24 protein-coding genes are annotated in these 25,836 nt (G+C 55.5%); 11 read left to right on the top strand and 13 right to left on the bottom strand.

The features are described 5' to 3' along the window. The first annotated feature begins 56 nt into the window (after positions 1–56). Entirely contained in the window at positions 57–617 is a 561-nt protein-coding gene (locus GTO89_RS05580; RefSeq protein ID WP_161261085.1) for a rubrerythrin family protein, read from the top strand. Between the two features lie 58 nt (positions 618–675). On the opposite strand, the gene GTO89_RS05575 is transcribed toward GTO89_RS05580, so the two are convergent. Together GTO89_RS05575 and GTO89_RS05570 are read right to left on the bottom strand one after the other, a co-directional pair. After that, positions 676–1,143, bottom strand: a complete 468-nt coding sequence (locus GTO89_RS05575; RefSeq protein ID WP_161261084.1) for a TspO/MBR family protein — start codon at positions 1,141–1,143, stop codon at positions 676–678. Positions 1,144–1,382: 239 nt separating this feature from the next. Next, positions 1,383–2,276, bottom strand: coding sequence for an EamA family transporter (locus GTO89_RS05570; protein ID WP_161261083.1), 894 nt, complete (start codon positions 2,274–2,276; stop codon positions 1,383–1,385). 138 nt (positions 2,277–2,414) lie between these two features. Between GTO89_RS05570 and GTO89_RS05565 the strand changes: the two genes are divergently transcribed. Together GTO89_RS05565 and GTO89_RS17145 are read left to right on the top strand one after the other, a co-directional pair. After that, the gene (locus tag GTO89_RS05565) at positions 2,415–3,056 is read left to right on the top strand and encodes a YigZ family protein (protein ID WP_161261082.1); all 642 of its coding nucleotides are present in this window, start codon (positions 2,415–2,417) and stop codon (positions 3,054–3,056) included. Positions 3,057–3,356: 300 nt separating this feature from the next. Beyond that, positions 3,357–5,168, top strand: coding sequence for a LysM peptidoglycan-binding domain-containing protein (locus GTO89_RS17145; protein ID WP_207708916.1), 1,812 nt, complete (start codon positions 3,357–3,359; stop codon positions 5,166–5,168). Between the two features lie 122 nt (positions 5,169–5,290). Here the strand turns inward: GTO89_RS17145 and GTO89_RS05550 are convergent, their stop codons facing one another. The 4 genes from GTO89_RS05550 to GTO89_RS05535 all read right to left on the bottom strand — a co-directional run bounded on the left by GTO89_RS05550 (position 5,291) and on the right by GTO89_RS05535 (position 9,445). Beyond that, complete coding sequence (locus GTO89_RS05550) at positions 5,291–8,080, bottom strand: putative amidoligase domain-containing protein (RefSeq protein ID WP_161261081.1); 2,790 nt, start codon at positions 8,078–8,080, stop codon at positions 5,291–5,293. 69 nt (positions 8,081–8,149) lie between these two features. Then, entirely contained in the window at positions 8,150–8,353 is a 204-nt protein-coding gene (locus GTO89_RS05545) for a hypothetical protein (protein ID WP_161261080.1), read from the bottom strand. Between the two features lie 45 nt (positions 8,354–8,398). Further along, positions 8,399–8,935 (bottom strand): hypothetical protein, encoded by a 537-nt coding sequence (locus GTO89_RS05540; RefSeq protein ID WP_161261079.1) that lies wholly within the window; start codon positions 8,933–8,935, stop codon positions 8,399–8,401. A gap of 219 nt (positions 8,936–9,154) precedes the next feature. Beyond that, a complete protein-coding gene (locus GTO89_RS05535) occupies positions 9,155–9,445 on the bottom strand; it encodes a hypothetical protein (protein WP_161261078.1) in 291 nt (96 codons plus the stop codon). 144 nt (positions 9,446–9,589) lie between these two features. On the opposite strand from GTO89_RS05535, the gene GTO89_RS05530 reads away from it, so the two are divergent. After that, positions 9,590–11,542, top strand: coding sequence for a methyl-accepting chemotaxis protein (locus GTO89_RS05530; protein ID WP_161261077.1), 1,953 nt, complete (start codon positions 9,590–9,592; stop codon positions 11,540–11,542). A 1-nt stretch (position 11,543) separates the two neighbouring features. On the opposite strand, the gene GTO89_RS05525 is transcribed toward GTO89_RS05530, so the two are convergent. Continuing rightward, positions 11,544–12,239: a peptidylprolyl isomerase gene (locus tag GTO89_RS05525; RefSeq protein WP_161261076.1), complete on the bottom strand. Its 696-nt coding sequence runs from the start codon at positions 12,237–12,239 to the stop codon at positions 11,544–11,546. Positions 12,240–12,377: 138 nt separating this feature from the next. Here GTO89_RS05525 and GTO89_RS05520 point away from each other — a divergent pair, with 138 nt between their 5' ends. Both GTO89_RS05520 and GTO89_RS05515 read left to right on the top strand, forming a co-directional pair. Next, positions 12,378–12,893 carry a DUF4178 domain-containing protein gene (locus GTO89_RS05520; RefSeq protein WP_204758177.1) on the top strand — a complete coding sequence of 172 codons (516 nt, stop codon included), beginning with the start codon at positions 12,378–12,380 and terminating at the stop codon, positions 12,891–12,893. 66 nt (positions 12,894–12,959) lie between these two features. Continuing rightward, complete coding sequence (locus tag GTO89_RS05515) at positions 12,960–13,628, top strand: PspA/IM30 family protein (protein WP_161261075.1); 669 nt, start codon at positions 12,960–12,962, stop codon at positions 13,626–13,628. A 64-nt stretch (positions 13,629–13,692) separates the two neighbouring features. Here GTO89_RS05515 and GTO89_RS05510 read toward each other — a convergent pair whose 3' ends face one another. After that, positions 13,693–14,424, bottom strand: a complete 732-nt coding sequence (locus tag GTO89_RS05510; RefSeq protein WP_161261074.1) for a LysE family translocator — start codon at positions 14,422–14,424, stop codon at positions 13,693–13,695. A 317-nt stretch (positions 14,425–14,741) separates the two neighbouring features. Between GTO89_RS05510 and GTO89_RS05505 the strand changes: the two genes are divergently transcribed. Both GTO89_RS05505 and GTO89_RS05500 read left to right on the top strand, forming a co-directional pair. Continuing rightward, positions 14,742–15,371 carry a deoxynucleoside kinase gene (locus GTO89_RS05505; RefSeq protein ID WP_328793869.1) on the top strand — a complete coding sequence of 210 codons (630 nt, stop codon included), beginning with the start codon at positions 14,742–14,744 and terminating at the stop codon, positions 15,369–15,371. A 246-nt stretch (positions 15,372–15,617) separates the two neighbouring features. Next, a complete protein-coding gene (locus GTO89_RS05500) occupies positions 15,618–16,736 on the top strand; it encodes a helix-turn-helix domain-containing protein (RefSeq protein ID WP_161261073.1) in 1,119 nt (372 codons plus the stop codon). 81 nt (positions 16,737–16,817) lie between these two features. Here the strand turns inward: GTO89_RS05500 and GTO89_RS05495 are convergent, their stop codons facing one another. The 3 genes from GTO89_RS05495 to GTO89_RS05485 are packed head-to-tail and all read right to left on the bottom strand — an operon-like array spanning position 16,818 to position 19,457. Then, the gene (locus GTO89_RS05495) at positions 16,818–17,468 is read right to left on the bottom strand and encodes an MAE_28990/MAE_18760 family HEPN-like nuclease (RefSeq protein ID WP_204758179.1); all 651 of its coding nucleotides are present in this window, start codon (positions 17,466–17,468) and stop codon (positions 16,818–16,820) included. Continuing rightward, positions 17,465–18,568: a DUF262 domain-containing protein gene (locus GTO89_RS05490; protein ID WP_235920263.1), complete on the bottom strand. Its 1,104-nt coding sequence runs from the start codon at positions 18,566–18,568 to the stop codon at positions 17,465–17,467. Before GTO89_RS05490 ends, GTO89_RS05495 begins: the two co-directional genes overlap by 4 nt. 43 nt (positions 18,569–18,611) lie before the next feature. Continuing rightward, positions 18,612–19,457: a YitT family protein gene (locus GTO89_RS05485; protein ID WP_161261071.1), complete on the bottom strand. Its 846-nt coding sequence runs from the start codon at positions 19,455–19,457 to the stop codon at positions 18,612–18,614. A 447-nt stretch (positions 19,458–19,904) separates the two neighbouring features. Between GTO89_RS05485 and GTO89_RS05480 the strand changes: the two genes are divergently transcribed. After that, positions 19,905–21,332, top strand: a complete 1,428-nt coding sequence (locus GTO89_RS05480) for a GTP pyrophosphokinase (RefSeq protein ID WP_161261070.1) — start codon at positions 19,905–19,907, stop codon at positions 21,330–21,332. Between the two features lie 30 nt (positions 21,333–21,362). Here the strand turns inward: GTO89_RS05480 and GTO89_RS05475 are convergent, their stop codons facing one another. Then, the gene (locus GTO89_RS05475) at positions 21,363–21,842 is read right to left on the bottom strand and encodes a ribonuclease H-like YkuK family protein (RefSeq protein ID WP_161261069.1); all 480 of its coding nucleotides are present in this window, start codon (positions 21,840–21,842) and stop codon (positions 21,363–21,365) included. Positions 21,843–22,092: 250 nt separating this feature from the next. Next, the gene (locus GTO89_RS05470; protein ID WP_161261068.1) at positions 22,093–22,635 is read right to left on the bottom strand and encodes a GerD family protein; all 543 of its coding nucleotides are present in this window, start codon (positions 22,633–22,635) and stop codon (positions 22,093–22,095) included. 130 nt (positions 22,636–22,765) lie between these two features. Here GTO89_RS05470 and ytxC point away from each other — a divergent pair, with 130 nt between their 5' ends. Both ytxC and thrS read left to right on the top strand, forming a co-directional pair. Next, on the top strand, positions 22,766–23,692 hold the full coding sequence (gene ytxC, locus GTO89_RS05465) for a putative sporulation protein YtxC (protein WP_161261067.1): 927 nt from the start codon (positions 22,766–22,768) through the stop codon (positions 23,690–23,692). Between the two features lie 169 nt (positions 23,693–23,861). Next, entirely contained in the window at positions 23,862–25,793 is a 1,932-nt protein-coding gene (gene thrS / locus GTO89_RS05460) for a threonine--tRNA ligase (RefSeq protein WP_161261289.1), read from the top strand. Positions 25,794–25,836 lie beyond the last annotated feature (43 nt).

Below are 25,836 nucleotides of genomic sequence, written 5' to 3'. Positions count from 1 at the left end.
AACATCGTGTCCGGTCATACTGACGATATACGCTTAGTGTGTAAGGAGAGATCTGCATGCCCTTGGAGAATGCGATGACCGCTGACTTTTTGCGTTCCGCCTATGGTGGCGAGAGCATGGCCCATATGCGTTACACCATTTGGGCCGATGTGGCGGACAAGGAGAACATGCCCAACATCGGCCGGCTCTTCCGGGCTATCGCCTATGCCGAGTGGGCTCACGCCCGCAACCATTTCCATGAGCTCCGTGAGCCAAAAGGGGATTTTACCGTTCCAGCCGGCGCCGTCTTCGGGGTAGGGAAGACGGCAGAAAACCTGATCGGCGCTCGCAACGGCGAACTGCACGAGATCGAGCAGATGTACCCCGTCTATCTGGAATCAGCCCGGTTCCAGAAGGAAAAGGGCGCCGAACGGTCTTTCCATTATGCCTTGGAAGCGGAAAAGATCCATGCCCGGTTGTTCGAAGAAGCGCGCAAATCAGCGCAGCAAGGCCTTGATCTGGCGCTCGGGCCTGTCCATATCTGCTCAATCTGTGGACACACTGTCGTCGAAGGGCTGCCTGATCTCTGCCCGATCTGCAGTGCGAAAAAGGATCAGTTCCACACCTTCAGCGCCTGAACGGTAAAATGACAAAGGCCTATCGGAGGGGTTCCGCTTGACGGGACCCCTCATTTTTTCAACGATTCAGGCGGTAGATCGTCCAGGCCAGCGCTGTGGCGAAGGAGGACCAAAGGGCGTAGGGCGCGAACAGCAGCGCCGCCGGACGGGAGTAGGGCCAGGAGGCAAAGACCAGGAGGATCGCCGTCACAGCGATGGCCGCCGTATCCAAAAAGGAATAGAAGAGGTTGCGGCTGAACGACTGGCCGATATAAAAGAGTTGGTTGAAGACCCAGTTGGCGAGAAAAACCGCTTTCCAGGTGAGGCCAAGGCGTCGCAGGCCCACTTTGTCATAGAGGATTGCCACGGCCAGGGAGATGAGGGCAAAGATGATCACCCAGCCGATGCCGATCACCATCCCTGGCGGCGACCAGGCGGGCTTTTCCAGTGATTCGATCCACTTGCGGTCCATGGGGAAAAGCCAACTCAGGGCGCTAAAGGCGACATAGGCGAGAAAGAAAACGGCAACCGATGAAAGTCGACCCATCATTCCAGTCTCCTTTTCTCATTTCTTTTCCCTTGTCGCCTTAGTTTTACGCAACCCCTTCATCGTATATCCCTTACCTTGGACGGTTTTGCTCAGTGAGGAAGATGAGGAAATAGAGGAAAAGGACGACAACTGTCTAAAATAAAAAAATGGCCGCGAAGGGCCACCGTGAATGTTGATATGATGAGTGCGTATATGACGGCCCACAACGCCGACTTGTTTCATATCAGAAATGGCTGTTACGAATGACCGCTTTCCGGCGAAGAACCGGAAGAACGCAGTTGCACAACCAAAGCCCCGGCGATGACCGACAGGGCGCCCAGCATCTGGCCTGGTGTCAGCGCCTCTTGCAAGACAAGCCAGGCGACCAAGGCGGCCACCACCGGTTCCAGGGTGGAGACGATGCCCACGGTGGCTGCCGGCAGGTATTTAAGGCTGAGGAAGTAGAGGCCGAAGGGGATCAAGGTGGCGAAAAGGGCCACATATAGCAGGAACCACCACTCTTCCGACGTCGCAGGCCAGGGAAGGGTGTAGGGCGGGGCGATAAAAAACCAGAGGAGAAAACCAATAGCCGACCCGTAGGCCAGGCAAGCCCAAGGGTGGAGATAGCGTCCGGCCTGTTGGGCGGCGACGGTGTAGGCGGCCACGAAAAAAGCCGAGGCGATCCCGGAGGCGAGGCCGACGGGGGTGATGCGCAGGCTGTTGGCCACCATCAAGAAACCGCCGGCCAGGCAAAGGGCCACGCCGGCGAGGTGGGCGAGACCGATGGGCTCCCGGCCGCGCCAGGCCAGGTAGGCTACGAGCACCACGGGACTGGTGTACTGCAAAAATACGGCTGTCGCTACGTTCGTCTGACTGACTGTAAAGAGATAGGTAAACTGCACGCCACCGAGGACGGCGCCGAGAAGCAGGACGACCGGCAACCGGCCCATGGGTAGAGAGAGCCAGCGTGGGCGGAACCGTTTTAGCAGGGTGAAAAGGACGACGGCGGTCACAAAGAGGCGTGTCTCTACGACGAAGAGGGGGCTGACGGCCCGTTGAAAGAGGAGTTTGGCGATGGTGCCGTTGATCCCCCAGAGGGTGGAGGCGAGGGCGATGAGGGCGAAGCCGAGCCAGCGGTGCCGTGTGTTCAACGTTCTGATGATCCTTTCTTCCGATCCTTTTATCCTCTTTGATTTCGGTTCGCCGGTCTTCGATTCCTGCCAGTTGTTCCGTCATCACTGCCAGGTGGGTGAAGCAAGGTAATGCATGAATGTGAGGTGGATGACAACTTGTTACCGCAGTATCGCACAGTGAGCGGGTACGGTGAAGCCGCTTTTGAGATCGAAAAGTCGCGCTTTATCGCCTACGCCGATCGGGCGGAGACGCCGGAAGCCGCCCAGCGCTTCATCGCAGCCATCCGGAAAAAACACTGGGACGCCACCCACAACTGCGCCGCCTATATGTGTGGCGAGCGCGACGAGACACAAAAAGCTGATGACGACGGCGAACCGTCGGGGACGGCGGGAAAGCCGATCTTGGAAGTGATCAAAAAGATGGGGCTTAAGGACAGCGTTGTCGTCGTGACCCGCTACTTTGGCGGGATCAAGCTTGGCGCCGGCGGTCTCATCCGGGCCTATGGCAAAAGCGCCAGCGTGGGATTGCAAGCCGCCGGGATCATTGAACGACGGCTCTTTACTCCCATCGCCATGGCAATCGACTACGGGCTGTACGGGAAGTTTGAACAGGAACTGCGACTCCGAGGCTATCGCATCATGGAGACCCAATTCGGCGCTGCCGTGACGGTGATCGCCCTGGAAGAAGCGGGGCAGGAGGAGCGCCTGGAGAAAATGGCTGCTGATTGGTCATCTGGCTGCGCCGAACTGATGCGCCGGGACGCTGTCTATGTGGACGCCCCAGTGAATGCGCAATAAATGGCATAGAAACACAGTTTGATAACTTTTATGAAAATGATATGATTACAGAAGTATGTGTCGAGTGATTCGTTGGGAGTAAAAATAGAAATAGAAAATAGTGCTGATGATTGCTGTCCTTTTAGCTATAAAATCCTTTTCTGCTTCTGTTACAGAATGTAGAAAAGCCCGGTAATTCTATGTAATAAGTAAAAATGGGTTGCGTCATTTCTGGATGTGCGTTATACTCCTACTCGTCTTTCTTTTCAAGTCGTTATCCCGATAGCGACTTTATTTTATTGGCGAAAGGAGTGACGCAACATGAAAAGGAAGATTGCATCCATTGCCGCCAGCCTGCTGGCCGGCGTGATTTTCTTCACCGGTTCCATCTCCCCGGCGGCCGCCTTCTATCAGAAGTTCACCACCGAACAGGCGATTGCCAACTACAACCAGTACCTGAGCAACTACAGGAACCTCGACGTTCCGCGCGTCAACCAGTACCGTGAACAGTACAAGAACATCAAAGGCAGCCTCGCTGACCAACTGATTGAACGGGCTGTCTGGTACATGGACAACGGCTACGCAGTCTATGGCCACCTCTATAAAGGGTACAAGGACTACGGCGTGATCGACTGCTCGAACTTCACCTCGCTGGTCTACAGTGAGTTCGGTTTCAACATCACGACGACCTCTCGGGAATACGGCTCTGTCGGCACGAAGGTCCAGGGCGTCTACGCTGCGAAAGAGGGCAGTTCCTGGACGATCAAAGGGACGGAAAAACTCCTTCCCGGCGACATCTTCACCTTCTACGCCACTGACGCCAATGGCAGCACCTATATCAGCCACGCGGCCCTTTTCATGGGCATGGTCAACGGACAGCCGCTGATCATCAACACCATGGACAACCGGCCCACGGCTATCGGCACCGTCAATGACTTCCGTTACTGGTACGGCAGCAACTTCTTCTCTGTCCAACGGGTTTTGCCCGCCGGCTCCTGGACCCCCGGCCAGACCATCACCGGTCATACGGCCAAGCCGCCGGTCATTCCTGCATCCTATATTCTGCCTCCGCAACGGCCTGTCGTGATGCCGAGCGGCACGACGACGACCCCTGCGCCGGCTCCCGCCCCGACTCCTACGCCGACCCCGACCCCGACGACGCCTCCCGGCGGCATTGAGGGACGGATCTACGCGCAGCCTGGCGACACCCTGACGATGGTCAAAGGCGCCTACCTGAAGAGCGACGCCAGCAGCGCCTCCTCTTCCATCAAGCTCATTTCCGCCGGTTCGACCGTCAAGGTCATCTCCCAGACGAAAAATGCCAACTACTGGATCTATGTCCAAGCCGCTGACGGCACGAAGGGTTATATCACGAACTCGCCCACCTATGTGAAGCTGAACACCCAGGTGGCTGGCGTCACCAACACCTACACGGTGAAGGACGGCGACACCCTTTGGACCATTGCCAACAGCCAGGGTGTCACGGTGAATGACCTGATGAAGGCCAACAATCTGACCTCCGGTTCCATCTACCCCGGCCAGGTGCTGCAGATCCCTGCCGCCGCTGCCGGTGAGTATCGTGTCGCAGCCGGAGACACCCTGTATAAAATCGCCGCTAAGCTGGGCCTTTCCCTGAACAGCCTGATCCAGGCCAACCCGGGTGTGGACGCCAACCAGCTCTATGTCGGTCAAATCCTGAAGGTTCCCCAAACCAGCCAAGCGCCGGCTCCCCAGCCGGCGCCCCAACAGGCTCCCGCCTTGACCATGGCGGAGCAGGTTGTCCAACTGGTGAACGCCGAACGGGCAAAAGCCGGTTTGAAACCGCTCCGCGCCGACAACGCCACCCTGAACCGGATGGCCCGTGACAAGGCTGTCGATATGATTCAAAAGAACTACTTCAGTCACACCTCGCCGACCTTCGGTTCTCCCTTTGCCATGATGGACAAGTACGGCATCCACTACGGCTATGCCGGCGAGAACATCGCCAAAGGGCAGACCTCGGCCCAGCAGGTGATGAACGACTGGATGAACAGTTCCGGTCACCGCGCCAACATTCTCAGCCCCAACTATGACACGATCGGCGTCGGGTACTACCAAGGCGCTTGGGTGCAGGAGTTTATCAGCGCGAACTGATGTATTCATGTGACGCAAAAGAAGGCTTCCGATAGAAAAGATCGCTCTCCAAGCACTATCACATTCTAGATAGGTTGGGGAGCGATCTTTTACTATTTATGCGACAGTGGAACCTTCCCGCCTTACTCTTCACCAAACCCCGCCAGCCGCTTGGCATATCCCAGCATCCGCAGGATGCTGAGGTTCCGCCGCCGGAAGGCCTTTGTCATATGCAACAATGAGTCCGGCTTCGCGTTTACTTCGACAATATAGGGGAAATCGGCGCGGTTGGGGATGATGTCGATGGCCAATTCTCCGCAGGGACCAACTTCCTTCTCCAACGTGGCGAGCACCTTCCTGCAGAGAGCGTCGGCCCGCTCCTTGTAGACTTCGCGCCGCTCCGCGCCCATGGCTTCTTTGAGGACGCGGCTGGCCAGGAGGTCCCATTCCACATTGGCGTTCATCGGATAGACGTTGTCTGGGGCGACGCGGGCGACGAGGCCTGAGCGCAGCCACAGGCCACGGCTGTTTTTGACAAAGTAAAAACGCGTTTCCACCGGCCGATCCCGGTACAGGAGGGGCAAGATGCCTTGTTGAATGATGGCCTTGTTGCTGTGAGGGATCTCCCTGAGAAAAGCGCCCAACTCCTTCTCGGTGGGATTGAGGACCTCTTTCCAGGCTGTCCGTTCTTCCAATTGCCGCCCTCGGGCGATGATCTTGTTGTCCGGTTCGTATTGCAGTTTGATGACGCCCCGACCCCTGTAACCGGAAGCCGGTTTGATGAAGATGACGCCGTGACGGAAGACCATCTCCAAGACCTGGCCGGCGTCCAGCAGGGGTTGGGTATCGGGAAGATGAGGGGCGATCTCGGGATGACGTTGCAATACATTATGGCTGAGCATCTTATCTCCGCTGATCTTAAACAGGGACGGCGGGTTGATGAAGGGGATCTTATAGTGGTATTGCAAGCGCTCCCGCATCGCGTTGGCCCGGTACACCTCGGCGTATTCATCGGCGAACATGCGGTCGTAAATCACGTCCGGCATGGGAAAATCATGGGGGATCCACTGTTCGTTCTCGCTGCCCGTCGATACATAACCGCGGACCGTGCGCTTTCCCGGGACGATGCTGTCCACGTTGAACACAAAGGCGCAGATCCCTTTGCTCCGGGCCATGCGGATGATTCGGCGGTAGATCTTCGTTTGGCGGCCGAAGAACAGTTCGCCATGTTGGGCCCGGGGACCGAGGATGCCGAGAAAAGGGCCGATACGGATGGCGTGAACGCCATCGCGGAGCAGACTATAGTTTTGATTTTCCAGAGCGGGAAGTTGCAACAGTTGCGCCGTTTCAGGCGAAAGCTGCACAAAGGCGCTTTCCGGGTCTGCGGCCGGCTCCACTTGGGCTTGCGCCACAGCGGCGCCTGCGCGGATGGACAGCGCCTCGCCTCTGCTGACGCCCAGCCAGGTGCGAAGGGGGCCGCTTAAAAAGGCTAACGCTGGTGTGGTGTAAAACTTGTCTGGAATGGCGATCCCCCAAGCAGTGCGCAGGTCCGAACTGTCGTCCCAGGGGGTATGGGCAAGGATCTGTTGGAAAAGAGGGAGCAACACATCCTTGCGGTCAGCGAAATCATCAAGGCGAGCGATCTCATCGAGGATCCCCTTGACTTCGTCATGGAGCAGATCCGTCTTCGCTTTGTAAAAAGCCTCCTGCAGAAGAGGCGATGCTAGGGGGCGGGAGGGACAGAGCCGGTAGTTTTTCACGATGATTTTCGCCCAGTGGAGGACTGCTCGGGCGGTGGCAGGATCGATGATCCAGCTGGGCGCCGACAGGTACTGAAATCCGTGCGGGGCGATGCGGAAGGCGCCTAACTGGCCGTGTCTTGTCCGGTGCCGACGACGGCCTCGCTGGCGATGTTCCACAAAAAGAAGGGGAAGGCAGAGGTAGTTGTCGAGAACGCGGATCATCTCCAAGGTTGGGGTGATGCCGAAATGAATATGTCCCCCTACCTGATAGCCGGCAAAAGGCATGCTTCCGGCCAGCCATTGAACATTCCGGTAAGGGCAGGCCTGGTTGGCCGTCCGCATGATTCGTTCGATCGAAGTGATGATCGCATCGGGATCGGTCGACGGCTCGGGGCGGATCTCTGCCAGGGGGAAAATCTTGTTGGCGTTCTCCAGACTGCGGTCGTCGCAGCCGATGGGACCTTCCATGGGCCAGAAAAAGGATGCCGGCAGCAAGCGCATCGCCGGTGTCTGCCGGAGCATGAATTCGACATCGCAGCCCAGGGTGAAGTCGGTGGGCAGCGGCGATGGCAGTTGATCAAAGGCCAGGCGCTGCACCGCTGCGGGGTAACGGGCGATCCAGTCGTCAGGGAGGGTTTTACCGGCGTTGACATCGAGGACGAGGAGCTTACCTTCATGATTCAGGGCCAGATCGACCTGTCCCCAACATAACCCCAGGGCATAGGTAGAACGGACAGCCAGGGTGTTCATCTCGTCAGAAGCGGTCATGTGTTCATAGGACCAACCGTACGCCGGTGTGCGGACAGGATATTCCATGCTGAGGATGCGTTTTGGAAGGACCTTGAAGGCATCCACCACTTCCAAGCCGATGACGACAATCCTGTATTCCTCGTTGACATTCACCCATTGCATGTAATAATCACTGGGTTGTTCCCGGCTGGACTCATAATCCTCGATAACCCGGATATCCTCTCCCTGGTGATGGCCGTAGGCGCGTCCCAGGATGGGAAAAAGCGTGTCCGGTGTCGGTTCGATGATCTCGGGGCAGGCGATCCGGTTCTGTTGCAGCAGACGAATGGTCGTTTCCTTGTCCTTGACGTTTCGTAGCGCTTGCGGAGGATTGCGGAGGGGGGGGGTGCCGGTGCTCTCGGTGGGGCATTCGCCTCCCTTGGGCGGTTGGTCAGCAACCATGAACGATAATACCTCCCATATCACACTGCTTACTAACAGCATACGGCGGGAGGAAGTAATGGTTCGCTGTTATGGTTGGCGGGAGGGGAAAAGAATGGCGACGATCTTTTCATGACGGATATCGAGAAGGAAGCGGAGATGGCGGCATTCCGCCTGTATTCCCGGGGAGTGGACACCGGTAGGCAGCTGCTCGAGGGCGCTTTCCAGGCGGACGAGGGATTCCCAGAGGCCTTGTTGGGAATCGATCAGCCGTTGCCATGTATGCTTGCCCATGGCCCTTCTCCTTTCGCCTAAAGGTGAAAAAATCTTGCCCGTATGCTACTTTTCTTTATCGGAAAGAGGACATGGCCTTTGCTTTGCCAGGCGAACCTTCTTTTTCCCGATTAAAAAACGCACAACGATCGGCGGTGACACATCGGCTCTTTGATCAAAGATTGCAGACGGAAAGGCGGCGGATGGGAAAGACGCATAGGGTGATTTCTTTTCCGGAGGCACGGTGGAGATCACCTGGCTTGGAGGGATGGCGGCGGTTCCTTCCGCCGGCTCGTTGGGAACGGGGTTCTCGGCCTCGGTGTTGAACCTGTCTGCATACAGGCGTAGCAACAGATCGAGTTTTAACTGCATCAACACTTCTCTTTTGATGAGCGTTGATAAGATATTGCCGATGCTTTGGTTGAGTTCGATGAACTGATCGAGGCTGACCTGCGGGTTTTTGATCGAATGCATCACCCGTTCTGCTTCCGCCTCGATCAGGTTCGCCAGGCTCTTTTCTTCCGACGCAAAGGCCGCTACGATTTCCTGGAATGCCTGTTGGCATGCCAAATCGCATGCTTTGCCATGGTTGACGGATTGCATGGGCAGGCCCCCTTTGTTCACCATATATGCAGGCCAAAAGGGCGGGATGTCCTTTGGCGGGACTTTTTATCACCGCAGACCGGGCGGGATCTCCTTCTCGTTTGGATAGTTTTTTTTCCAAATAATCTGTTAATTCCGAAAAGTCAATTATAGTAAGAAAAACTAAGTTTTCTGTAAATAAACAACTGTATTGCAGATGCTGTTTTAGATATGTTAAGGTTATGAATAGATAATGTTGCAGTCAATGACCGCCATTTGCGGAACGTATTTCACAAAACTTGTCGAAATAAAAAGCACCAAAAGAATCCGGAGGAGATGAATTCCATGGGCAAGATGCTGACGGTCTGCCCCGAATGTGGCGCCAGTCTGCTGGCCAAAACGGAATCGCGCGCAAAAAAAAGCCTCAAGAGAACCTACACCTGCTACCGGACGATTGGGATCTTGAACTACAATGGTGATCAGACCGTGGCCTGGCAATGTCCCGAATGCAAATGCCAGTGGCCAGCTCAACAAAAGTAAACACCCCCCTCATTAAACCGTGAGCGATCACGGTTTTTTTATTGGCAAAATTCGACATCCTAGTTTTTTGATGTGCAGGAATTTGTTAAAATATAAAGAGGTTAGTCTGATTTGGGGTCTGGAGGGGGATTCACAGTGCGATTAACAACGAAACTGATGGCATTTTTTGTGCTTTTTGCGTTGCTGCCTTCCTTGTTGTTGGGAACAGGCGCTTTCGTTAAAGCCCGATCATCCATTGAGGATCAGATACGCCGGGAACAGAACTTTTGGGCTACCGATGTGGTCAACAGCCTGGATGACCGGATCCGGGAGCGAATAAACCTGCTGAATGCGCTGGCCAAACAGCCCGATCTCACTGGGATGGATCCGGCGCGACAGAAGGCAGTTTTGGTCGAAAACAGCAAAGTGTTTTCCGACATGGACGCCCTTGTTGTGATCGACGCCGCGGGGATGCAAACGGTTCGCTCCAATGAAGCCCAGCGAGTCAATGTGGCCGATCGCGATTATTTTCAGGGGATCCTTGGCGGCAAAGACGCGGTCATCGGAACGCCGGTTGTCAGCAAGTCGACGGGCGGCGCCATCATGGGGCTGTCTGTTCCGATCCGGCAGGAGGGCAGAACCGTCGGCGTTCTAGCTGGGTATGTGCGCTTGGACAAGGTGGTTCAACATTACCTGGCTGGGTTGAAACAGGTTGACCCCCATGCGGAGAACAAGGTGATTATCGCTGGCGGCAATGGGAAGCTGCTCTATCATCCGGATCCAGAAATAATGACAAAGGATCAGGTCGTGGAACTGCCGGCGAAGACAGGCGACTTTCGTTACCATGAGAACGGCATTGAGTATTTGGCAACGATCAACCAATCTGAATTGAGCGGTTGGACCATCCTTATCCGTGAAGAGAGCCAGGTGGCCTTTGCCGAGGTGCAGCGGCTCCTCATTCTCATCGCCGGGATGGCGGCGGTGACGGTTCTGTTGGCCTTGTCTATGGCGACTGTGCTGTCGCGGCGAATCATTCACCCGTTGCGGCATCTGGGGGAACAGGCTTCGCGCATGGCAGAGGGTGAGTTGAACGTCGCCGTCAACGGCAAAGAAAAGTTCGAGCTTGAAATTCGCGATTTGGCCGAGGCCTTTGAGCAGATGGTGGGCAAACTGCGATCGCTCATCGGTGATATGCTTCAATCGGCCGAACAGTTGAACCGGGAGACATCCCAACTGGATTCCTCCTGCCGGCAGACGGCTCAGGCTGCCGAAGAACTGGCGCGGACGAATGAGCAGCTTGCCGCCGGTGTCAGCTCTCGTTCATCCGGGGTGGTGGAGATTGCCCGGCGGATCGACAGCTTGGCCCAATTGGCCGATTCAATTGCCACAGAAGGCGGCGCGGCGGAAGCAGAAGGAAAGCGGATCGCCGAACTTTCCCGGAGTGTCGTCGATGATGTCCAGGTTGCATTGGATCATGCCCAAGAGCTCGCGGGCGCCATGTCGGACGGGACGAAAACCGTGCGCAGTTTGGAGGAGAAAAGTCACAGCATCGAGGTGATCAGCCAAGCGATCACAGGGATAGCGGAGCAGACCAATCTGCTGGCGTTGAATGCCGCCATTGAAGCCTCCCGGGCCGGGGAACAGGGGCGGGGCTTCGCCGTCGTCGCTGGAGAGATCCGGAAACTGGCGGAGGAATCGCGAAAATCGGCAGAAGAGATCCAGCGGATGCTTGATGATGTCCGTCAGGATGTGCAGGCCACCGTGGCGGTGATGGCGACGGGGATGACCATGGCCGGACAGGAAGAAAGCCATGCCCGGAGCAACCTGGAGCGGATCACAGCCATGGCGCAACTGCTGCAGGATCAGTTGGGACGGCTGGAACAGGTGATCGATGAGGCGCGAACCCAGTCCAAAGACGCCGATGAGGCAGCGCGAGCGATCAATGCCCTTTCGCAACAAGCTCACGCTGCCTCGTCCCATTCGCAGTCGGTCACCGCTATCGCCCAGGAGGTCGCCGCCTCATCGGAACAGGTGGCGCAGACGGCTGCGCAACTGTCCGATTTGGCGGACGCCTCCCGGATGAGGGCGGAACGGTTTATCCTGGAGTAAGCTACTTCTCTTCGATGGATACTTTTTCCATGACGATCTCCTCGACTGGCTTGCTTTTCTCGCCGCCGAAACTGGCTGTCACCGGTGTGTCGGAGATCTTGAGCACCGTATCCATGCCGTCGATGACCTTGCCGAAGACGGTGTAATTCGGCATCTGGTTGAGATTTTTCGCCTTCTCGCCGTTGCAGACAAAGAACTGGCTGCCGTTCGTATTGGGGCCGGCATTGGCCATGGCGACGACGCCCGGCCCGTAGGAAAGCTTGGGCGGCAGTTCGTCGGCGAAGGTGTAACCAGGGCCGCCGGTTCCGTTTCCGAGGGGATCTCCCGTCTGGATCATAAAGTCTTTGACGATCCGGTGGAACCGGATGCCGTCAAAGTAGCCGTCCCGGGCCAGAAAGACAAAGTTGTTGACGGTCTTCGGCGCGTCGGCGGCCAGCAATTCGATCGTGAAGGCGCCCCGATTGGTCTGGACGGTCGCCCTGTACTGCTTTTTCGGATCGATCTGCATCGCTGGCGGCGCTTGGTACTTTTTGTTGCGTTCCGCCGTGGACGCGTTGGCGCCACTGGGCGCTGTTGAACCGGCCGGCTTCGGCGGTTCCTGCCCCTGTTTCTGTTCTTGTGAACTGCTGCAGCCGGCGGACGTCACGAGGGCCATCAGCGCCAACGCGGCGACACCGGTTTTCCACATTTTTTGCATGGGAACTCATCCTTTCATGTAAAATGGCGACGTTTTTAGTATAATCGGCTCAAGCAGGTGGAACAAGTTGGGACATCCTGCTCATAGAGTGTTTTCATAAGCCGGCTTTTATGAGAAGATGGTAGAGGAGGTGAGGCCGTGAGCCTTTTTGATCGCATGCGTCGGATCTTTGACTCGGAGACCCATGCCGGTGAGCCGGTTGTTCGAGAGCGCACGCTGTTCGACCTCGATGTAAACGATATCGTCTCTCTTGACCTGGAAGACTGGGTGATCGAAGGAAGAGTGATCTATCACAGTCTGCCTGGCTGGGTGATGTACTGGCTGAAATCGGGACGCCAGCGGCAGGGGCTTTTGTTGGACCGTTCAGTGCCGGACAAGGCGGTCGTCATTACCCCCTTCCCCGGTCGTACCGACAACATGAATGAGGTAAAGACAGAATATATCCTTGACGGGAAGCATTATTTTCTCGACTATAACGGGGAAGGGATTGTCGACGCCTCCGCTGTGACACCGATCCGAACCGGCCAGGTCATGTACTGGCAGTTTGAGACGGATGAGCGCGAGATCTACCGGATCGAGTGGCAGGAGGGTCGCTTTTTCCATTATGACGGGCGTTGGATCGACGCCTTTGAGGTGTCGATCGTCGCCGGCTAGGCCGCCACATACCGGCAGCGACGCTGCCGGATGAACAATCGTACATGACTAAGGAGGATTTACCTGATGAGCCTGTTCAAACGGCTGAAAGACCTCACTCTTGCGAATATCAACTCCCTGCTTGACAAAGCGGAAGATCCCGTAAAGATGCTTGACCAGTACCTCCGGGATATGGAAGAGGATATTCAGGACGCCTCGGAAGCGGTGGCCCAGCAGATCGCTGTGACCAAGAAGTTTGAGACCCAATACCGTGAAGCCGAAGCGATGGTGCAAAAGCGCCAGGATGATGCGGTGAAGGCGATCAACGCCGGTCGCGATGATTTGGCCCGGCGAGCGTTGGAAGACAAGAAAAACCATGAAACCCGCATGAACGAATACAAGACCCAGTTTGAAACCCATTCGGCGACTTCACAAAAACTGAAGCAACAACTGTCCGACATGCGCGGTGAGTTCGATAAGCTGAAAGCCCGCCGCGATACCCTTGTCGCCCGGGCCAATGCCGCCAAGGCGACCGAGCAGGTGCACAACCTGATGGGCGGTTTTGACAGCCAGTCGGCCCGTCGCGGCTTTGAACGCATGGAGGACAAGGTCGCATCGATGGAAGCCAGGGCTGAGGCGAGCAAGGAACTCTCCCGGGGACCGAATGCGAGCCTGGACGATGAGCTGGCGTCCTTGAACAAAGGTTCTGTAGTCGATGACGAACTGGCGGCGCTGAAACGCCAATTGGGCAAGTAACAGAGCGAAAAGACCCCCGCGCGCGGTGAATCGCCGCGCAGCGGGGGTCTTCCGTTTTCATGAATCAACCGATCACAGTCCAGTACAGGGTGACGAGGGCCAGGCCGATCATCAGGAGGCCGAAGGCTTTTTGTATTTTCGGGAGGATGTGCATCTGCCACTGAAAAAAGCGGGTCCGGGCCAGCCGGGAAATCGCCGCAAACCAGATCTCTTGGCCAAAAAGGATGCCGAATATAAAAATAATTCCAAGGAGTGGCGAAGTCGAGTTCCAACTGGCCACCGCTGTTGTGCCGACGCCGATCCAGAGGGTGAGGGTGAAGGGGTTCAAACCGGTGAGGATCATCCCATTCAGGAGGGCTTGCTTTTTGGAGCGGCTCGTCGACTCTCCAGAGAAGAGCGCTTTCAGGGGAAAAGGGCTGCTTTTTCCCGAAGGCGCCGATTCCGACACGGTATCGACTGAACCGGCCGTCGCGCGAGCCATCTGCTTGCCGGGACGGAACAGGGAGTAACCGAGAAGCAGCAAGATGACCGTGCTGACCAAACCGAAGACGGTGCGGATGACCGGCTGTTCCAACAGGGGGACAAGGCCGAACTGGACGATGAGGAGGTAAAAGCCGTCGGCGATGATGGCGCCTGTTCCGACCGCGAGACCCATCCAAAAGCCATATCGCATGGAATTGCGCAGCACTTCAACGGCGATCGGACCGAGCGGCAGGGCCAAGGTGACGCCTAATAACAGGCCGCTGAAGAGGGCCTGGATGAGTTGCGCCGGCGAGGGCGGAAGTGCAAAGGCCAAGGGAGGAAAGCCTCCTTTCCGATTGCTTTACCAAATATGTTTATGCAGGGATAGATTTATCAATTACCATAAAAATCAAAAGCAGGAGTTTGCTTAGACTTTTTTCAGTATAGCATAGGCGATCGTCGATTGTCTAATTGAAGGTGTAGCCTTTGTAGCAATCCGGTCTGATAAATGAGTAGGAAAGGGCGGAGAGATGGCGGAATCATCCACTGTGCCAGAAGGGAAACGGTTGCCCCTTCGCGAATCTGTGAATGGAGCGGCGGCCTTTAACGAACATAACGAACCTATTTGGAGTATTTTGACGAAGGAGTGCGGTGTATGGCAGAAGCAAGTTGCAACTGGTGATCGACGGCGTAACCGGCGTCGGCAAATCCAGTTTGGTAGATATTCTGTCGGAAAGACTGAAGCTGGTTGCGTTCAGTGAGATGTTTGAGGATGAGAACCAACTGCTTCACAAGTTTTTTCATAACCGGGAGCGCTGGGCCTTTCCGATGCAGATCAATTTTTTGACGAATCGGTTCAAACAATACCGGGAGGCGTCGCGCACGAACCGGGCAATTATGGATCGATCCATTTATTCCGACGCGATTTTCGCCCGCATGTATCGTGAGCAGGGGTACCTGACGGTGGAGGAGTACAGCGTTTACGAAAACCTGTTGAACAGCATGCTGGAGGGGTTGACCCCGCCTCGACTGATGGTGTACTTGAAGGCGGACACCGACGAGGCGATTCGCCGCATTCAACGGCGCGGTCGGTCCGATGAGTTGACGGTGGAACGGGAATACTGGGCCATGTTGAATCTTTTTTATGAGAACAACTACCGCGGTTACCAAGGCGGCCAACTTTTGACGATCGACGTGGGCGCTCTGGACTTTGTCCACAATCCCGATGACCGGGAGGCAGTGCTGGATAAGATCATCACGGCTTATGAGGGCGCCTGCTAGAAGGCGAGTTTTTGGCTGATTGCTGTGAACGAAGGGGCTTTGGATCGCGATCCATCATAGGGGGAGAATCTTTATTTAAGGGAAAAAATCGAATGATCGATTAGGGAAGAAGAGCAGGCGAAAAGAACCTGCTCTTTCTTTTTTAAACATTGCCAAGAAAGAATTTTTTTGATATAAACAGGATAGAATGGAAGGATATGGAAGATAGCCGTCGAATAGGTGGTTAAGAAGGAGGGAGCAGGAAACATGAAGTTGCCCGATGAGTTGACGGTTGTTCAAGCCGCCAAAGTAACGGGATTGCAACGGTACACCCTGCGGGATGCGATCCATCGCGGCGATCTGGCCGCCAGGCAGCAGAAAGTCCCTGGAGGGTTTAAGTACCTGATTCCCCTGGAGGCGTTGCGGGAATTCGCGCGGCGCCGGGGTGTGCAGTCCAGCCTGCTCGGGCTCGAGGGGGCGCAGCCGGCCCTTGTGGGCGAATCCGCTGTGACGGCGGCTGCGACGACGACTGCCACGGCGCCGGCTGTTGCAGTTGTATCTGCATCATTGATGGTCAAGCCGGAGGGGGCTCTGACGGGAGAAGGGGCTAACCCCGACACCGATCGAGCATCCCAGAAAGCCGGTTCGTCGAGGTTGACTCCGCTGGAGGCGATGGCCTTGGAGGCGGATTGGAAGGAGTTTAAGGAATCCACGCAGGAACTGATCCAGTTGTTGCGCACGCTCCCTCGGGAGGGACAACGCGCTGATGGGCGCGTCGAAGATCGGCTGGAACAGATGCTTCAGCAGATTGTAGAGGTTCAGTCCGATGTCTTCGGTCTGAAGAAAGGCTTTCACCAGCACTTGAGCAAGGTCGAGGGACGGGTGGTCAACCTGCAGCAGAGTGTGAATGGTGAATTGCGGACATCGATGGAGCGCATTCGCCAGGGGATGAATGCGGGACTGGATGAGTTCCGCTCCGGCCTAGACGCTTGGCAGCATAATGTGGACACGGTCTTTGACGACATGCGTTCCACGCTCCAGGAGGTGGCCGCCAGCCAGTCTGACGCGGAGATGCGCCAGGCCTTTGTACACAAGTTGTCGGTGGACAACCAGTCCACCATGGGCGAGGTGAAGAAGCTGATGGTGGACGTGAGCGAAACGGTGGGCCAAATGATCAGCGCCCAGCAGAGCGGCGCTCAGACGTTGGAACGACGCCTGGACGATGTGAAGTCCTCTGTCGACGGTGTCCGTCGTTCTGTGGACCGCTCAACGGAGATGATCATCAAGTGGCGCCAGAAAATGCAAATGGAGCAGAGCAAGCGCGGCGTCAAAGGCTGGTGGAACCGGCTGTGGGGACGCTCCCACACGCCGGTGTTGTCCAAGTAGATTCTATCGGAATAGGACGGGAAGAGCGGGGGAGATCTCCGTTCTTCTCTTTTTGTGGCGTTAAAGGAACAATCAAAACAGTCAAACCGTACTTCTATACTTCTCTAACGCAGCGGCGTTTTCAATTTCTGTCTTGTACTGTTCCAGACTTTCAAGCACAAACCTATGTAACTGCTCAAAAAGTGTTATATCTACCGAAACCAGTTCGCCATGAGCAATTTCGTTTCGGCTCTTTAGTAACTGGTGATCGATAAGCGGAGCTTTCTTTTTCCAAGCACTGTCAAAGTCGATGCCGACCGTATGCATGATGTCTCGCAGCACATTGGATGAAAGATTTGATTGTGTGTCGATAACCTCATTTGGATCGTATGAAACAACTTGTTCAGAGTGGTTGAGGATCAAGTCAATTAGCTCCGTGTGAACTTGATTCTTTTTTGATAACCCCGCGGAAATGATTTTCCCGCGTAACGTAAGCGCTATGAAATTATGTTTTAGATTTTCTAAAGTCGCTCTTTGACGCAAAACATAATCAAGGTAGGCGAGGGATGATTCCTTGATAAAACCTTCCCAATGGGCATACAACATCGGAAGCGTAGCTCGGAGAAGTGTCTCTTTTTCATGATTGCGTTTGCACTGCAGTAATATGAAGCGCAGCGTAGTCAATTCTCGCTTTCTTTTTGAGAGAGACTGGTCTAGGAAATCCTGGAGTTCTGTTTGGCTGCGAATTTTCATGGCGCAAAAAATTCACGCCCCAGCCCGACGGTGTTGGGGATTCTTCTCGTAGCGCTAATTCCAGAGCCAGACGATGTAAACCGGATTTCTTTTGCCAGACGTCGGTGAAGCTCTCGGATCTTTTCATAGGGTATGACATAAGTCGGATCCCCTGCATATGTGCCGATTCCGATTGCGAGCACCTCAAAAATGGAGATTAACATAGCACCCATGGCATGCTGTTTTGCTTCATCATATTTCTTAAAGCTCTGCTCCCCTAAAATACGGGACAAGGCTTCAAAGGTTCGGTGAAACGCCCGTGTGACTTTTTCTTTATCAAAGGTGGTGTCTTCTGCCATTTCGACGATTTTTTCGGTCAAGAAAACGCCGAGTTCTTCAATCTCCCGGAGCTTGCTGTTTTCCACTAATGAGAGAACGATGAATCGAGTGACAAGCTCGAGATCGAATTGTTCTTCCAGCGCGCGATCCGTTAATGGAATACACTTTCGAAAATAATCGCGATTTGCCAATTCTGAAACCCAAGTGAAAAAATCTCGATTGATCATGACGAGAATGGCATTTCTCACTTCTTGATCTGTCGCCAGGGAACCCCCCGTGTTTAATCGCTGAAATAGCTCATACTTTGCCGATAGATCACTAGTGCTTAGGACAATGCTCACATCGATTCTTGAACGCTTGATACGGCGTTTGGCTTCCTCTGGAAACAGTTTTGACTTGTCTTCGCTTTCCCACTGCAGATCCTTGAGGTCTGTCAGGAATTTTGTTTTCGTCAGTACCAAAGGCGGTCTTTTTTCCCCGTCCGGATTGCGTAATTCTCCCGCTAGTTCAAATAAAGTGGACAGTCGTTGGAGACCGTCAATCACTTCCCATTTTCCATCATTTCGCTGTGAAACAAAAATTGATGGTATGGGGATCCCCAACAGCAACGATTCTACGAGACGCGATTTTTGTTCTGGAGACCAGCGAAAAAAACGCTGAAATTCCGGGCGTAGGACTAAATCCCCATCCTTGTACATCGTCAGCAATTCACCGACAGACATGGAGTAAGAATCAGTAGAAATCTCTTTTCCACGTTCTTCTATTTGTTCTAACAGGCCCATAATAACACCCTTTCCTTTGCGATCCGGTGAAACTCAATGACCATTATGTCGTGGGCCGCAGGGACTTAAACCCTCGACCGAGGATCTCCTTGGCGTCGGAGATGATCAGAAAAGCCTGCGGATCGATTCCGTAGACGGTCCGTTTCAGGGCAAAAAGCTGGTTGGGCTCGATGGCGCAGAGAATGATGTTCTTGTCGTCGTGGGTGAAGGCGCCCTCGCCCTTCAAAAAGGTGACCCCTCGCCCCAATTCCCCCATGATCGCCTCGGCGATCTGTTCCGCGTCTCGGGAGATGATCGTGACGGCCTTCTTGGGCAGCCCCTCCTGAATAAAGTCGGCAACCCGGTTGGAAGCGTAAAAGGCCACGATCGTGTACATAGCGGCTTCGTGTCCGACCGTCAAACCGGACAAGAGGACGATGACCGAGTTCAACGCCAGGTTCAAGGTTCCGAAGGACAAGCCAGCGCGAACGGAGTAGATCTTAGCGAGGATGTTGACGCCGCCCAGGCTGCCGCCAACGCGCAGGATCAGCCCGACGCCAGAACCATAGATCAAACCGCCGTAAAGGGCGTTCAGCAGGATATTTTGGGTCGATAGATTGGGCAGGTATTGAAGCCAGTCGATGAACAGCGATGATGTGGTGACGGCGATAAAGGTTTTGATGACGAACTCCCGGTTGATCTTTTGGTAAGCCAGGATGTAGAGGGGAAAGTTGAGCAGTGACATGATGATCCCCGGTGACAGGTGGGTTAAATAGTAGATGATCGTGGCCAAGCCGGCCACCCCGCCTGGCGCCAACTTCGAAGGCAGGATAAAGGCGCTGGTGCCGATGGCAAAGAGGAGTGCTCCAACGATGACAAGCAGGTATTCGCGCAGGTTGAACGTATTCATTGCTATCGAATCCTTTCCGCCTTCTCTTCCGATGGTGTCGCAGTCGATGGCTTGAAGGGGTGTCACCCTATTAGCCTGCGCCGGCCCAAGGATGTCATATCCTGATGAAAAAATTGTAAAGAAAACAGACCGCCGGAGCAACCTTTTTGTCACGCCTGACGTCTATGTAGTGGAGATGAAGGCGGGGAGCGGTAACGCCGGATGTCCTTTCACCCGCTCTTTCCTCCGCGAAAAAGCAGGCCGCCGATGAACCGATGGAAGGCGAATGGTCGACGGGGGATTGGATGTCTGAATATAGCACGATTGGGGCCTGTATACTTGTATAATTAAAGAACGTGAAGGAACGACGCTCCGAATTGGCGAATAAAAAGATGGTACGACAGAAATCCGAACAAAGAGGGAACGGAGAAAAATCATACGGCCGCCGGGGCTGTGAGGTGATTGCCGGTGGAACTAACCCTTGCCGAACTGGATAACATGCTTGCCACGTACCGGCAGATGGAAGTGGAACTGCGTGTCAAGCTGGAATCGCTGCGGGCGCCCCTGGAAGCGAAATACGGGCGACCTGTGATCCTCTTTATCGAAAGCCGGACGAAAAAAGCGAAGAGTCTGATCGAAAAGGCGCGACGGTATGGCTGGCCAGTCAACAGCGAAATCAGCAGCCGCATCAAAGACATTGCCGGATTGCGGGTGATCGTGCAACACCTGGACGATATCGAGCGAGTCGTGTCCATTCTCAAAAATCGACGGGATCTGCGGTTGATCAATGAAAAGGACTTTGTCCGCTCATCAAAACCGAGCGGTTATCGGAGCCATCACCTGATCGTCGAGTATGAGATGTACACGCCCGATGGCGCCGTCACCCTGTTTGCCGAAATTCAGGTGCGGACTGTGGGACAGCATTTCTGGGCCGTGTTGCAGCATTCCATGATGTATAAATACGGTCTTGAGGTCCCCGACCACATTGCCGAGAACCTGCGCCTGATCGCCGAAGAGACGAACAAGGCCGACGAGAAGATGATGGTCATGCGTCAAGCCGTCTCCAAGGATCTGGAGACAGACCAGATCCGCGCCTACGCGCGCCATCTGGCGGGCATCCTGCAGCGCATGGAAGCGCCGATGGCGAAGATTCCGCCTGATCCCGCTCACCATTTTGAGACGCTGACCGTCCTCGAGTTGAGCTTTCAGTTGGGTCGCCGGGGGATGCACCCTCAGAGCCTTCGCCCCCAGGAACTGGCGCGCTGCTCCTGCTGCAAGGCGCCCTTCCTTCTCCATGAGGAGGTCCGTGCCATTCTACCTCGGATGGATCATGTGCAACCGATCTCCGACCCTGTCCGGCTCTGCAATGTCTGCTACTCTCTCGTTCTCCCAATCCTGCGCTGGGAACTGGCGCCGGTGAAGGAGCGCGTCCGTCAACAGCGGGAACCGGAAGAGGCGGGCCATCTCAATCGCAAGTTTCAACAGTTTTACGGGGATAAAATTCAGACGCCCCTGCTGACACGGTTGCAAAAAGCGTCCATTCTGCTGGGTGAACACCTGACTGTTTGTCCGGCAAACCTGAATGTCGGCGCTGTGACGCTGTTGAAAGCGAAGCTCGGCGACGGGTCGAGCGTGCAGGTGGCTTCGGACTGGGACCCCCAAAACGCCGAGCTGGAAAACCTCTCGTTTTACTTCAAGGTCAACTACCGTGTTATCGGAAAATTGACGGTCACCTACCGCTATCCCGAGATCGAGTGGGACGAATTCCATGAACCGGAGTTGGTGGAGCCGGAATCCTTTGGCTATAACGAAGTTGAACTGGAGAGGATTTTCACACAGATAGACAGCACGCTCCGGGAAATGCACGGGGCTTTGCGGACCGGCGTAGGCGGTTGAAGGTGACAAGCAGGAAATGAACCGTGCCGATCACTTTGAGTAGCGGTCAGCCACACGGGTGGCGCCGACGGCAAAGGGCTTGGTTCGCACGGCATATTGATAGACGGGGGCGAGACTCTCGGCCCAACCCACCACTCGAGGCAGATGCAGGCGGCTGAGTCCATTCTCGCCGCCATCGATATGTAGCTCCAACTCCCAGCAGAGCAGGCGGCTGTTGAGGCTCTGGCGAAGCTTGCCGATCACCTCAATGGACATGTGGGTTTCAAAGTCCAGCTTTTCTCCGAGGGGAAGGCAGCGGTTGATCACCTGTGTGTACTGGTAGGATTGGGCGCCTTTGCGTTCCCGGTAGCCTGTGATCGAGGTGACGACACGGGTTGAGCTGCCATGGGACTGGCTGTCCGTTCCGATCCACAGGTGCATGGGCGCGTCCGGGAATTCTCCAGAGAAATGTTGAAAGGCCTGTATCACCTGTTCGAGGGGAAGGAGCCCTTGGTGCCCGCGAAATAACATGCAAGGTGTCCTCCTTTCCGGATTGCGCCTTGTGACATTGGATGATTCTAATCCTATCCCAACGGGGTTAACCATGTGTTAACCTTGAATGAAAAAAGTATGGTTCTTTCCCTTTTCGGTCCCGTTACATCTTATCCAAGAGTGTTTTTATGGATGCGAAAGAAGCGAAGGTTTCCGTTGTTTTTGACGGAAACCTTCGCTTTGTTTTGGGGAGCCTTTTGCGCGGGGTTTGGCCGCCGCCGGGAGAGTGTCAATCACCGCTGCCGCCACCGCCGCCTCCCTGGCCGGCTTCTTTGTTTCCTCCGCTTTCACCGCCGCCACCGCTGCTACCGCTGCCTTTGCTGCCTTGCTGCGCCTTGGCGGCTGCCTGGATCTTTTTCTTGATCTCCGGGTCGTCCATGCTTTCTTTGACGGTTTCCTTGATGGACTTGCGCACCTCTTTTTCCTTCATGACCAGGGCCAGGTTTTCCTGAAACTTTGAGTCCCGGAGCATCTCCTGGAGCGTTTTCTGGAACTTGGGGTCTTGGGAGAGCACCATCGCCTGAAACTCGGGATCACGAATCATGCGGGCCAGCCGTTGCTGGTACTCGTCGGTTTTGATGATATCGATCATCATCGTCTTCATATTCTGATAATCGGGCTTTTCCTGGCCTTGCTGCCCCTGCTGATCTTGCTGTCCCTGCTTCCCCTGTTGTTGTGATTGTGTTTCTGCCGGGCGACGCTGGGGGGAACAGGAGGTGATCCCGGTGATGAGCAAGAAGGCGATGATCAGTAACCAAAGCAATCGCTGCATGCCCTCGCCCCTTTCTGCGATCACCCTTAAGATTCCCTCAAGGCGGGAGCGCCTATTCCCCCGATTTCACAAACTGTATACTCTGAAAAAACTTCTCATATACTACAGCATGAAGGGGGAGGTGAACTCCTTGTCCGCCATTTTATCCATCGGGGCGAGCCGCAGTCTGGACGGCCTTAATCAGCGGCTCACCCAGGAGATCCAAGCGCTGGCCGGAGAAGGTTGGCGGCTCAGCATGCGACAGGAACGGTCCAACGGGGTTCACCAGTTGACCTGCTTTTTGGAGGAACACCCCGCCGGTGAATCATCGAACGAGATGACCCTGATCCTGCGTCAATTCGGCGCCCGGGTGCTGATGGAATGGATCCTGGAGGTTTGGGAACGGGACCTGATCATGAAACGGTTGCGGTCCGATCATCCCCACTTCAATGAACAGGAACGAAGGGTGATCGGAGAGAAAGCCGCTCATATAATGAAGCGCAAAGAAGAGGTATCGAAGGAATACATCATGTACCGCATCGGCCGCAACCAGCGCATCCTGGAGCGCCTGGTGGAGGTGCTGGTTGATTACGGCCGGATTCATGTGGATGGTTTTCTTCGCTTCCGATTGAAGGATTATCTTCACTCCGTGTCCGACGCTGTTGACACCGCCGTTGACGAGTACATGATGGAGAAGGAGTACAACGAGTTTATCCGCCTCTTGCGCTACTTTCTCGAGATCCAGGAGTCCCGTGTTCAGGTGGTCCATGTCTTCCTGCGTCCCGGCGGCTTTCAACTGCTTGATGACGGGGGCAATCCGGTCAACAACGAGGTGGTCGACGGTTTCAACCGCGACTACCTGGAGCATGAGGAGATCAGTTTCGAAGATCTGCTGATCAGCGCCCTGGTGACGGTGGCGCCAGTGCAGGTTGTCCTACACTCGCGGGAAGAGATGCCGGTCAGTGAGACCTTGAGCACCATCCAGGCTGTCTTCGGCGATCGGTTGCACCGCTGTCCCGGCTGTGAACGCTGCCAGGCTTTTGTGGCAGCGCGGGAACCGAGAGAGATGCAGACATAACGACAAAGGACACAGATGCTGCAACGCCACGTCGTCCGGTTCACCCCAAAGTTGACAAGCCATTACGCGACGATTAAACTGAATCCAAGAGACGGACTCACCGCCTCTCGTCCCGATCAGGGGGCGAGAGGCTTAACTGTATTTAAGGAGGATGCACATCTTGAGCAATATCGTGAAAGTGACTTTGAAAGACGGGGCTGTCCGGGAATTCCCCCAGGGAACGACCGTTGGCGCCGTCGCTGAAGCGTTGAGCCGCAAACTGGCCCAGCATGCTGTCGCCGGCAAGCTTGACGGCAAGGTGGTGGGTTTGGCGACGCCCATTGAAAAGGATGTTGCTTTGGAGATCTTCACCTTTGACGATCCCGAAGGCCGTGAGGTCTACCGCCATTCATCGTCCCACTTGCTGGCGCAGGCGGTTCAGCGCCGCTTCCCTGGCACAAAACTGGGGATCGGCCCGGCTATTGAAAACGGTTTTTACTATGATTTCGATTCGGAACACAAGTTTACGCCGGAGGATATCGAAGCCATCGAGAAAGAGATGGCCGATATCATCAAGGCCGACTACCCCATCGAACGGCGTGAGGTCAGCCGGGAAGAGGCCATCCGCTTCTTCGAAGAGCGGGGGGAGCAGTACAAGGTTGAACTGGTCAGAGACCTGCCCGAAGACGCCGTCATCAGCATGTACGGTCAGGGCGACTTTGTGGACCTCTGCGCCGGTCCCCACCTGCCGTCGACTGGTCAGATCAAGGCCCTCAAGCTGATGAGCCTGGCCGGCGCCTACTGGCGGGGGAGCGAGAAGAACAAGATGCTCCAGCGCATCTACGGGACCTCGTTCCCGAAAAAAGCGGAACTGGACGAGCACCTGCGCCGGATCGAAGAAGCCAAGCGGCGTGACCACCGCCGGATCGGCCAGGAACTGGAACTGTACACGATCCTTGAAGAGGGACCGGGATTCCCCTTCTTTTTCCCGAAAGGGATGATCGTCCGCAACGAACTGGAAAATTTCTGGCGCGAGGAGCACCGGCGGGCCGGCTACCACGAGGTTCGCACGCCCATCATTCTCAACCGCGCCCTCTGGGAACGGTCAGGTCACTGGGCCAATTACCGGGAAAATATGTACGTCACCCAAATCGATGAGCAGGATTTCTGCATCAAGCCGATGAACTGCCCTGGCGGCATGCTTGTCTATAAGCAGTCGATCCATTCCTACCGTGATTTGCCGCTGCGCATGGGCGAACTGGGGCTGGTTCACCGCCACGAGATCTCCGGCGCCTTGCACGGTTTGATGCGGGTACGCTGCTTCACCCAGGATGACGCCCACATCTTCATGACGCCGGGACAGATCAAAGAGGAGATCATCGGGGTCATCGAGTTGATCGACCGGATTTACAAGGCCTTCGGCTTTGAGTACCATGTGGAACTGTCGACGAAACCGGAAAAGGCCATGGGCAGCGATGAGATCTGGGAACTGGCGACACGCTCCCTCGAAGAGGCCCTTACAGCCAAGGGGATGGACTTCAAGATCAACCCTGGCGACGGCGCTTTTTATGGGCCCAAGATTGACTTCCACCTCAAAGACTGCATCGGACGGACCTGGCAGTGCGGCACCATCCAGCTGGATTTTCAAATGCCCGAGCGCTTTGATCTGACCTATGTGGGTGAGGACGGACAGAAGCACCGGCCCGTCATGATCCACCGCGTTGTCTTCGGCTCCATTGAACGTTTCATCGGCATCCTGACGGAACACTTTGCCGGAGCCTTCCCGACCTGGCTCGCGCCGGTGCAGGCGCGGGTGCTGCCCATTACTGACCGCCACCATGACTATGCCGAATCGGTCCGGGCAGCGCTGGCCAAAGAGGGGATCCGTGTGGAGGTCGATGGCCGCAACGAGAAGATCGGCTACAAGATCCGCGAAGGCCAGGTGCAGAAGATCCCCTACCTGCTCGTCGTTGGCGACAAGGAAGCGGAGAATGGCGCCATCGCCCTTCGCAAGCGTGGGGAAGGCGACAAGGGAGCCATGCCGCTGGATGCCTTCAAGGCGATGCTCTTGAAGGAAATCGCAGAGAAGAACAATCCCGATATGTCCTGTGACAAGCAATAAGGGAACGCAGTAAAAAAGAAAAAAGAAAAGGCGACGGCTTTGT

The sequence above is a fragment of the Heliomicrobium gestii genome (assembly GCF_009877435.1).
Taxonomy (GTDB): Bacteria; Bacillota; Desulfitobacteriia; order Heliobacteriales; family Heliobacteriaceae; genus Heliomicrobium; species Heliomicrobium gestii.
This window is presented reverse-complemented; position numbering and strand designations above follow the sequence as displayed.

Coding starts and splice junctions, on each gene's coding strand:
- GTO89_RS05580 (WP_161261085.1), top strand. CDS start 57: ATGCCCTTGGAGAATGCGATGACCGCTGACTTTTTGCGTTCCGCCTAT.
- GTO89_RS05575 (WP_161261084.1), bottom strand. CDS start 1,143: ATGGGTCGACTTTCATCGGTTGCCGTTTTCTTTCTCGCCTATGTCGCC.
- GTO89_RS17145 (WP_207708916.1), top strand. CDS start 3,357: ATGAAAAGGAAGATTGCATCCATTGCCGCCAGCCTGCTGGCCGGCGTG.
- GTO89_RS05550 (WP_161261081.1), bottom strand. CDS start 8,080: ATGGTTGCTGACCAACCGCCCAAGGGAGGCGAATGCCCCACCGAGAGC.
- GTO89_RS05545 (WP_161261080.1), bottom strand. CDS start 8,353: ATGGGCAAGCATACATGGCAACGGCTGATCGATTCCCAACAAGGCCTC.
- GTO89_RS05540 (WP_161261079.1), bottom strand. CDS start 8,935: ATGCAATCCGTCAACCATGGCAAAGCATGCGATTTGGCATGCCAACAG.
- GTO89_RS05525 (WP_161261076.1), bottom strand. CDS start 12,239: ATGCAAAAAATGTGGAAAACCGGTGTCGCCGCGTTGGCGCTGATGGCC.
- GTO89_RS05515 (WP_161261075.1), top strand. CDS start 12,960: ATGAGCCTGTTCAAACGGCTGAAAGACCTCACTCTTGCGAATATCAAC.
- GTO89_RS05500 (WP_161261073.1), top strand. CDS start 15,618: ATGAAGTTGCCCGATGAGTTGACGGTTGTTCAAGCCGCCAAAGTAACG.
- GTO89_RS05495 (WP_204758179.1), bottom strand. CDS start 17,468: ATGAAAATTCGCAGCCAAACAGAACTCCAGGATTTCCTAGACCAGTCT.
- GTO89_RS05490 (WP_235920263.1), bottom strand. CDS start 18,568: ATGGGCCTGTTAGAACAAATAGAAGAACGTGGAAAAGAGATTTCTACT.
- GTO89_RS05485 (WP_161261071.1), bottom strand. CDS start 19,457: ATGAATACGTTCAACCTGCGCGAATACCTGCTTGTCATCGTTGGAGCA.
- GTO89_RS05475 (WP_161261069.1), bottom strand. CDS start 21,842: ATGTTATTTCGCGGGCACCAAGGGCTCCTTCCCCTCGAACAGGTGATA.
- GTO89_RS05470 (WP_161261068.1), bottom strand. CDS start 22,635: ATGCAGCGATTGCTTTGGTTACTGATCATCGCCTTCTTGCTCATCACC.